Origin of the sequence: Amaricoccus sp. (genome assembly GCF_036846665.1) — a bacterium.
GTDB lineage: Bacteria > Pseudomonadota > Alphaproteobacteria > Rhodobacterales > Rhodobacteraceae > Amaricoccus.
In genome coordinates this window covers 1-8,898 of the sequence record NZ_DAIUBO010000162.1, presented here as the reverse complement: position 1 = coordinate 8,898, position 8,898 = coordinate 1, and the positions used below count along the sequence as shown (strand labels likewise).

Below are 8,898 nucleotides of genomic sequence, written 5' to 3'. Positions count from 1 at the left end.
GCCGGCACCGGGTCCTATCAGCTGCGCCCCGATCCGCCGCCCGAGCCGGTGGCGATCCCGCTGCGGGACGCGGCGGTCGATCAGGGGCTCTACGGCCTGATCCTGCGGGTCTATGGCGTCGCGCCGACGCAAGGCTATTACGCCGGCGACCTGCTGGCGGAGAACGGCGGCGAGCCGGATGCCGCAGGCGTGCTGGCCTATCAGCTGGTGGCAATTCCGCCGGATGTCGTGGAGGCGGTCGGCCCGACGCGGACGCGCGAGATCGAGGCGGCGCTCTTCATTCCCGCGCTTGCGCTGAAGACGGTCAAGGCCGTCCGGATCACCGGCGCGGACCAGGTCAGGACGCTTCGCCTGCCCTGAGCCGCGGCGGCTCGGCCGGCGCCAGTTCCACCACCCGGACGCTCGACCCGTCGGCGGAAAGCGCGATCTCGCCGCGCTTGAGCCGCAGCGCGTCCCGCCCGAAGAGCTCGAACCGCCAGCCCGCCATCGCCGGCACCTCCGGCGCCTCCTCGGAGGCGATGCGGTCGAGGTCGGCGCTGGAGGCGATCAGCCGCTGCGCCACGCCTTCGACCTCGGCGCGGGCCTTGAGCAGCACCCGCAGGAGCTCGCCCAGCGCCTCAGCCCCGGCGCGCCGCGCCGGCGGCTCCGGGGGGCGCGGCACGTCCTGGACCCGCACCGCCTCGGCGGCGGCGATGGCGGCGAGGATGCCCTCGGCGATCTCGCCGCGCCGCGCCTCGCGCAGGAGCAGGCGCGACTTGCCCAGATCCTCCGGGGTGCGGGGCCGGTTGGCGGCCAGCTCCAGCAGGGCGTCGTCCTTGAGGATGCGGTTGCGCGGCACGTCGCGGGCGATGGCGAGGGTCTCGCGCAGGCGCGCGAGCTCGCGCAGCGCCGCGATGAAGCGCGGCGCGTTCGAGCGCGTCTTGATCCGCATCCAGGCATCCGCGGGATCGCTGCGGTAGGTCGCGGGATCGGTCAGCACCGCCAGCTCCTCCTCGACCCAGGCGGCGCGCCCCGTCGCCTCCAGCCGCTTCGCCAGAACCTCGTAGATGCGGCGCAGATGCGTGACGTCGGCGAGCGCATAGGCCTTCTGGGCCTCGCTGAGCGGGCGGCGGCTCCAGTCGGTGAAGCGCGAGGACTTGTCGATGCCGGCGCGCGCGATCTGGCGCACCAGCGTCTCGTAGCCGACCTGGTCGCCGTAGCCGCAGACCATCGCCGCCACCTGGGTGTCGAAAAAGGGCTCGGGCAGCACGCCGGCGGCGGTCGCGAAGATCTCCAGATCCTGCCGGGCGGCATGGAAGACCTTGGTGACGGCGCGGTTGCGGAAGAGCGCGTAGAGCGGCTCGAGCGAGAGGCCCTCGGCCAGGGCGTCGATCAGGATCGCGTTCTCCTCGCCCTCGCCCGGGCGGGCGAGCTGCACGAGGCAGAGCTGGGCGTAGTAGGTCCGCTCGCGCAGGAACTCGGTGTCGACGGTGACATAGGGCGAATCGGCGCTCCCGGCGCAGAAACGGGCCAGCGCGTCGGTCGTGGTGACGAGCGTCACGCGCGACGCCCCTTCGGCGCGGGGGACGGGAAGACGAGCGGGATCGCAACCATTTCAAACCAGAGACTTATGACACGGAACTCCACGAACCGCCGGGAATGTCTGTCGCACAGCCCGGCGCGGGGGGCAAGGCATTTGGCGGCGGCCGGGCCTGGGCCCGGCCGGGCGCTCAGGTGATGCGGGTGAGCAGCGCGTCGACGCTCGCCTTGGCATCGCCGTAGAACATGCGGGTGTTTTCCTTGAAGAAGAGCGGGTTCTCGATGCCGGAATAGCCGGTTCCCTGGCCGCGCTTCATCACGAAGACCTGCTTGGCCTTCCAGACCTCGAGCACCGGCATGCCGGCGATCGGCGAGCCCGGATCCTCCTGGGCCGCGGGGTTCACGATGTCGTTCGAGCCGATGACGATGGCGACGTCCGTGGAGGGGAAGTCGGCGTTGATCTCGTCCATCTCGAGCACGATGTCATAGGGAACCTTGGCCTCGGCGAGCAGCACGTTCATGTGGCCCGGCAGGCGGCCGGCGACCGGATGGATCGCGAAGCGCACCTTCTTGCCCTTGGCGCGCAGCCGCTTGGTCAGCTCGGAGATCGACTGCTGCGCCTGGGCCACCGCCATGCCGTAGCCCGGAACGATGATGACGCTGTCGGCCTCGTCGAGCGCGGCGGCGACGCCGTCGGCGTCGATGGCGATCATCTCGCCCTCGATCGCGGCACTCGCCACGGCCGCACCGCCGAAGCCGCCGAGGATGACGGAGACGAAGTTGCGGTTCATCGCCCGGCACATGATGTAGCTCAGGATCGCACCCGAGGAGCCGACCAGCGCGCCGGTGACGATCAGGAGGTCGTTGCCGAGCGTGAAGCCGATCGCCGCCGCGGCCCAGCCCGAATAGGAGTTGAGCATGGAGATGACCACCGGCATGTCGGCGCCGCCGATCGCCATGATCAGGTGCCAGCCGATGCCGCCGGCGATGATCGCCACGAGCAGCATCGTCCAGATGCCCGCCCCGTAGAAATAGAGGATGCCGAGCAGGAGCGCGAGCGCGCCCGCGCCGAGGTTGATCTGGTGGCGCATCGGCAGGGTGAGCGGCTTGGCGTCGATCCGGCCCGCGAGCTTGCCATAGGCGACGATGGAGCCGGTGAAGGTCACCGCGCCGATGAAGATGCCGAGGAAGATCTCCACCCGCATGATCGCGAGCTCGGTCGGGGTCTTGTGGGCGAGCGTCGCGGCAAACCCGCGCAGCTGGTCGGCAGTTCCGGCCGCCACCGCCGCCGCCGCCCTGCCCGCCTCGACATCGGCGTTGAGCCCGATGAAGACGGCCGCGAGGCCGACGAGGCTGTGGAAGCCCGCGACGAGTTCCGGCATCTGGGTCATCTGCACCCGGCCGGCCACCCAGGCGCCCGCCACGCCGCCGATGGCGATCATCGGGATCGAGAGCCACCAGGCGCCGGATCCCGGCCCGAAGATGGTCGCGAGCACCGCGAGCGCCATGCCGATGATGCCGTACCAGATCGCGCGCTTGGCCTTCTCCTGGTTGGAGAGCCCGCCGAGCGCGAGGATGAAGAGGACCGCCGCCGCAAGATAGGCGGCCGTGACCAGACCGGTGTTCATGCGTCCCGTCCCCTCAGCTCTTCTGGAACATCGCGAGCATCCGCCGGGTCACGAGGAACCCGCCGAAGATGTTGACCGAGGCGATCAGGATCGACACGGCCGCGAGGAACATCACGATCCCGCTCGCCGATCCGACCTGGAGCAGCGCCCCGAGGATGATGATCGAGGAGATCGCGTTGGTGATCGCCATGAGCGGCGTGTGCAACGCGTGGGCCACGTTCCAGATCACGTGGAAGCCGACGAAGCAGGCGAGCGCGAAAACGATGAAATGCTGCATGAAGCTGACCGGGGCGACGCTGCCCACGAGCAGCGTCACCACGGCGCCCGCCGCGAGCAGGATCGTCTGGCGCCGTCCGGATTCGCGCAGTTCGGCGAGTTCGCGGGCGGCCTTCTCCTCGGCGGATTCGACCGCCGTCTTCTTCGGCGCGGCCTTGGCGATCGCCTGGACCTTCGGGGGCGGCGGCGGCCAGGTGATCTCGCCGCCGTGGGTCACGGTGGCGCCGCGGATGACGTCGTCCTCCATGTTCACGACCGGCACCCCGTTTTTCTCCGGGGTCAGGTCGTCGAGCATGTGGCGGATGTTGTTGCCGTAGAGCGTGGAGGCCTGGGTGGCCATGCGGCTCGGGAAATCGGTGTAGCCGACGATGGTGACGCCGTTCTCGCTCACCACCTTCTGGTCCGCGACGGTGAGCTCGCAATTGCCGCCGCGCTCGGCCGCGAGATCGACGATGACCGAGCCGGGCTTCATCGCCGCCACCATGTCCTTCGTCCAGAGCACCGGCGCGTCGCGGCCGGGGATCAGCGCGGTGGTGATGACGATGTCCATCTCGGGGGCGAGTTCGCGGAATTTCTCCAGCTGCTTCTCGCGGAATTCGGGCGAGGACGGCGCGGCGTAGCCGCCGGTCGCCGCCCCGTCCTGGCTGGCGTCCTCGAAGTCGAGGAAGACGAACTCCGCCCCCATCGATTCGATCTGCTCGGCCACCTCCGGGCGCACGTCGAAGGCGTAGGTGATCGCGCCGAGGGAGGTGGAGGTGCCGATGGCGGCGAGCCCGGCGACGCCCGCGCCGATCACCAGCACCTTGGCGGGCGGCACCTTGCCGGCGGCCGTGACCTGGCCGGTGAAGAAGCGACCGAAGTTGTTGCCCGCCTCGATCACCGCCCGGTAGCCGGCGATATTGGCCATGGACGAAAGCGCGTCCATCTTCTGGGCCCGGCTGATGCGCGGCACCATGTCCATGGCGAGGGACGTGACGCCCCTCGCCCTGAGGTTTTCCAGAAGCTCGCCGTTCTGCGCGGGATAGAGGAACGAGATCAGGATCTGGTCCTTGCGCGCATGCTCGACCTCGGAGGGCTCCGGCGGGCGCACCTTGGCGATGACATCGGCGCGCTCCCAGACCGCCGCCGCATCCGCCAGGACCTCGACCCCGGCGGCGCGATAGGCCTCGTCGGTGATGCCGGCGCCGGTTCCGGCGCCGGATTGCACCACGCAGGAATACCCGAGCTTGGCCAATGCGGCCGCGGATGCGGGCGTCAGGGCGACCCTCCGCTCGCCCTCGATGATTTCTGCTGGTGCGCCGAAGATCATGCCTTCTTCCTTTTCGGGGGAATGAGGTCGGTGATGGTGCCTTCGAACATCTCCGCCGCGAAGTTCACCGTCTCCGACAGGGTCGGATGCGGGTGGATGGTCTGGCCGATGTCGGTGGCGTCGGCCCCCATCTCGATGGCGAGCGCCACCTCGGCGACCAGATCGCCCGCGTTCGGCCCGACGATGCCCGCGCCGATCACCCGCTCGGTCTCCTCGTCGAAGAGCAGCTTGGTGATGCCCTCGTCCCGGCCGAGGCTGAGCGAGCGGCCCGAGGCGGCCCAGGGAAAGACGCCCTTGCCGAACTTGACGCCCTTGGCCTTGGCTTCGGTCTCGGTCAGGCCGACCCAGGCGATCTCGGGATCGGTATAGGCGACCGAGGGGATCACGCGGGCGTCGAAGACGCGGTTCTCGCCCGCGGCGACCTCGGCCGCGACCTTGCCCTCGTGCACCGCCTTGTGGGCGAGCATCGGCTGGCCGACCACGTCGCCGATGGCGAAGATATGGCCGACATTGGTGCGCTGCTGCTTGTCGACCGGCACGAAGCCGCGCTCGTCGACCGTGACGCCCGCGGCCTCGAGCCCGAGCAGCTTGCCGTTGGGCCGGCGCCCGACCGCGACGAGCACCCGGTCGAAAGTGTCGCTGAAGGCGCCCTTCGGCCCTTCCATGGCGACCTTCAGGCCGGACTTCATCGCCTCGACGCCCGTGACCTTGGCGCCGAGATGGATCGCCTCGTAGCGGCCCTCGATGCGCTTGTGGAGCGGCTTGACGATGTCCTTGTCGGCACCGGGAATGATCTGGTCCATCAGCTCGATGACGGTGACCTTGGAGCCGAGCGCGTCGTAGACGCAGGCCATCTCCAGGCCGATGATGCCGCCGCCGATCACCAGGAGCCGCTTGGGCACGTCGGCGAGTTCCAGCGCCCCGGTCGAATCGATCACCCGCGGATCGTCATGCGGGACGAAGGGCAGGCGCACCGGCTCGGAGCCGGCGGCGATGATGCATTGGTCGAAGCTGACCGACTTGGCACCGTCCGCGGTCTCGACGTTCAGCAGGTTCGGGCCCGCGAAGGTGCCCTTCCCGGTCACGACCTGAACCTTCCGGCCCTTGGCGAGACCGCCGAGGCCGCCGGTGAGCTTCTTGACGACGCTCTCCTTCCAGCCGCGCAGCGCGTCTATGTCGACCTTCGCCTTGCCGAAGGTGACGCCGTGGCCCGCCATCTCCTCGGCCTCGGTGACGACCTTGGCCGCGTGCAGCAGCGCCTTCGAGGGGATGCAGCCGACGTTGAGGCAGACGCCGCCGAGATAGGGATCGCGCTCGACCAGCACCACCTTGAGCCCGAGATCGGCGGCGCGGAAGGCGGCGGTATAGCCGCCGGGGCCGGAGCCCAGCACCAGAAGCTCGGCATGGATGTCGCCGGTCTGGGCCGCGCTCGGGCGCGATGCGGGTGCCGCGGCCGGTGCGGCCTTCGGCGCCTCGGCCGGGGCCGGAGCCGCCGCCGCGCCTTCGGCCTCGAGGGTGAGGATCACCGCGCCCTCCGAGACCCGGTCGCCCTCCTTGACCTTGACCTCGACGACCTTGCCGGCGGCGGGCGAGGGCACCTCCATGGTCGCCTTGTCGGATTCGAGCTCCACCAGCGGGTCTTCCTTGGCGATGGTGTCGCCGGGCTTCACGAAGACGGAGATGACGGGAACGTCGCTGAAATCCCCGATGTCGGGGACCTTGATTTCCGTGGCCATGTCGCGCGCCTCCTACAGGAGCAGCCGGCGCACGTCGCCGAGCAGGTGTTTCAAGGACGCGCAGAACCGCGCGGCTAGGGCACCGTCGATGGCGCGGTGGTCGTAGCTGAGCGAGAGCGGCAGGATATTGCGGGGAATGAAGGCCTCGCCGTCCCAGACCGGGGCGATCTTGGAACGCGTCACCCCGAGGATCGCGACTTCGGGGGCATTGACGATCGGCGTGAAGCCGACGCCGCCGATGCCGCCGAGCGAGGAGATGGTGAAGGTCGCGCCCTGCATGTCGGCGCTCTTGAGCTCGCCCTTGCGCGCCTTGGCGGAAAGCTCGCCGAGTTCCTTGGAGATCTGGACGATGCCCTTGCTGTCGGCGCCCTTGATGACCGGGACCACGAGACCCTGGGGCGTGTCGGCGGCGAAGCCGATGTTGTAGTAGCTCTTGCGGATCAGCTTGTCGCCGTCGGGGTGGATCGAGCTGTTGACCTCCCAGTGGTCCTTGAGCGCGGAGACGCTGGCCTTGATGAGAAACGACAGGAGCGTCACGCGATAACCCTCGGGTTTCGCGGCCGTATCCAGTTCCTTGCGATACTTGTCGATCTCGGTGATATCCGCCTCTTCCTGATGCGTGACATGGGGCACGTTCAGCCAGGAGCGGTGCAGCGCCGGACCCGAGAGCTTCTTGATGCGCGGCATCTCGACGTTCTCGATCGTGCCGAACTTGGAGAAGTCGACCACCGGGATCGGCGGGATGCCCATGCCGCCCTGCGCCGCCGCCGCGGCCGGCGCGGCGGCGCCGGCGGAGGTGGACTTCAGCCAGGCCGTCACGTCCTCGCGCAGGATCCGGCCCTTGCGGCCGGTCCCCTTGATCTTGCCGATGTCGGCGCCGAGCTGGCGGGCGAAGGCGCGCACGGAGGGCGAGGCATGGGCCGTGGCGAAGCCGCCCTCGTCGACCGCGCCCCCGGACGCGGCGGGAGCGGCGGCTTTCGCCGGCGCGGCGGCGGGCGCCGGCGCCGCCTTGGGCTCCTCGGCGGCGGGCTTCGCCTCGGCCCCGGCACCGGCCGCCTCCAGAGTGAGGATCAGGCTGCCTTCGGAGACCCGGTCGCCGGCGGAGAGCTTGACCTCCTTGACCTGGCCCGCGGCGGGCGAAGGCACTTCCATGGTGGCCTTGTCGGATTCCAGTTCGATCAGCGGATCATCGGCGGCGACGGTATCGCCGGCATTCACGAAGACCGTGATCACCGGGATATCCGAGAAGTCGCCGATGTCTGGCACCTTCACTTCGATCGTGGACATATACGTTTCTCCTCGTCCCAGTTCTTGTCACGCCGTGCGCGGGTTGGATTTCGACGGGTTGATCCCGTATTTCTCGTAGGCCGCCGCGACATCCTTCGCGGTGACCTTGCCCTCCTTGGAGAGCGCATAGACCGCGGTCGCGGCGATATGGTTCGCATCCACCTCGAAATGCCGGCGCAGGTTGGCCCGGCTGTCGGACCGGCCGAAGCCGTCCGTTCCGAGCGTGTGGAACGAATGCGGCACGAAGGCACGGATCTGCTCGGCGTAGTTCTTCATGTAGTCGGTGACGGCGATCACCGGGCCGGTCGTCTGCGCGAGCTGCTCGGTGACATAGGGCACCTTCGGCTCGCTCGTCGGATTCATCCTGTTCAGCCGCTCCGCGTCCTGCCCCTCGCGCGCCAGCTCGTTCATGCTGGTCGCGACCCAGAGGTCGGAGGTGATGCCGAAATCCGCCTTCAGCATCTCCGCCGCCTGCAGCGCCTGCTGGAAGATCGTCCCCGAGGACATCAGGTTGACGTGCTTCTTGCCCGGCTTCTCGGTCTTGGAGAAGCGGTAGAGACCCTTGAGGATCCCTTCCTCGACCCCCTCCGGCATCGCCGGGTGGTGGTAGTTCTCGTTGCAGACCGTCAGGTAGAAATAGACGTCCTCCTGATCGACATACATCCGCCGGAGCCCGTCCTGGATGATGACCGCGACCTCGTAGCCGAAGACCGGGTCATAGGTGATGCAGTTCGGGATGGTGCCGGCCAGGATGTGGCTGTGCCCGTCCTCGTGCTGCAGCCCCTCGCCGTTCAGCGTGGTCCGCCCGGCGGTGCCGCCGAGCATGAAGCCGCGCGCGCGGCTGTCGCCGGCGGCCCAGGCGAGGTCGCCGATCCGCTGGAAGCCGAACATGGAGTAGTAGATGTAGAAGGGGATCATCGGCACGCCGTGTACCGAATAGGCGGTCGCCGCGGCGATCCAGTCCGCCATGGCGCCGGCCTCGTTGATGCCCTCCTGCAGCACCTGTCCGCTGGCGCTCTCCTTGTAGTAGCTGAGCTGGTCGGCGTCCTCGGGCGTGTAGAGCTGGCCCTTCGGGTTGTAGATGCCGACCTGGCGGAACATGCCCTCCATGCCGAAGGTGCGGCTCTCGTCCGGAACGATCGGA

General features: G+C 69.0%; 7 protein-coding genes. 1 reads left to right on the top strand and 6 read right to left on the bottom strand.

Translation table 11 applies throughout. The annotated features are described in order from the left end of the window. Positions 1-360: hypothetical protein (locus V7050_RS14700; RefSeq protein ID WP_442885700.1), on the top strand; the 360-nt coding region annotated here is incomplete at its 5' end. Here the strand turns inward: V7050_RS14700 and rnd are convergent. From rnd to V7050_RS14670, 6 genes are all read right to left on the bottom strand, one after another. Further along, on the bottom strand, positions 338-1,540 hold the full coding sequence (gene rnd, locus V7050_RS14695) for a ribonuclease D (protein WP_324365577.1): 1,203 nt from the start codon (positions 1,538-1,540) through the stop codon (positions 338-340). The genes V7050_RS14700 and rnd overlap by 23 nt on opposite strands. A 169-nt stretch (positions 1,541-1,709) precedes the next feature. Continuing rightward, positions 1,710-3,146 (bottom strand): NAD(P)(+) transhydrogenase (Re/Si-specific) subunit beta, encoded by a 1,437-nt coding sequence (locus V7050_RS14690; RefSeq protein WP_324365578.1) that lies wholly within the window; start codon positions 3,144-3,146, stop codon positions 1,710-1,712. Positions 3,147-3,159: 13 nt separating this feature from the next. Next, positions 3,160-4,731 (bottom strand): Re/Si-specific NAD(P)(+) transhydrogenase subunit alpha, encoded by a 1,572-nt coding sequence (locus V7050_RS14685; RefSeq protein WP_324365579.1) that lies wholly within the window; start codon positions 4,729-4,731, stop codon positions 3,160-3,162. Further along, entirely contained in the window at positions 4,728-6,467 is a 1,740-nt protein-coding gene (lpdA, locus tag V7050_RS14680; protein WP_324365580.1) for a dihydrolipoyl dehydrogenase, read from the bottom strand. The genes V7050_RS14685 and lpdA overlap by 4 nt, the downstream gene beginning before the upstream one ends. Positions 6,468-6,479: 12 nt before the next feature. Beyond that, positions 6,480-7,754, bottom strand: coding sequence for a dihydrolipoyllysine-residue acetyltransferase (gene aceF / locus V7050_RS14675; RefSeq protein WP_324365581.1), 1,275 nt, complete (start codon positions 7,752-7,754; stop codon positions 6,480-6,482). Positions 7,755-7,781: 27 nt separating this feature from the next. After that, a partial coding sequence (locus V7050_RS14670) for a transketolase-like TK C-terminal-containing protein (RefSeq protein WP_442885699.1) occupies positions 7,782-8,898 on the bottom strand: 1,117 nt, incomplete at its 5' end.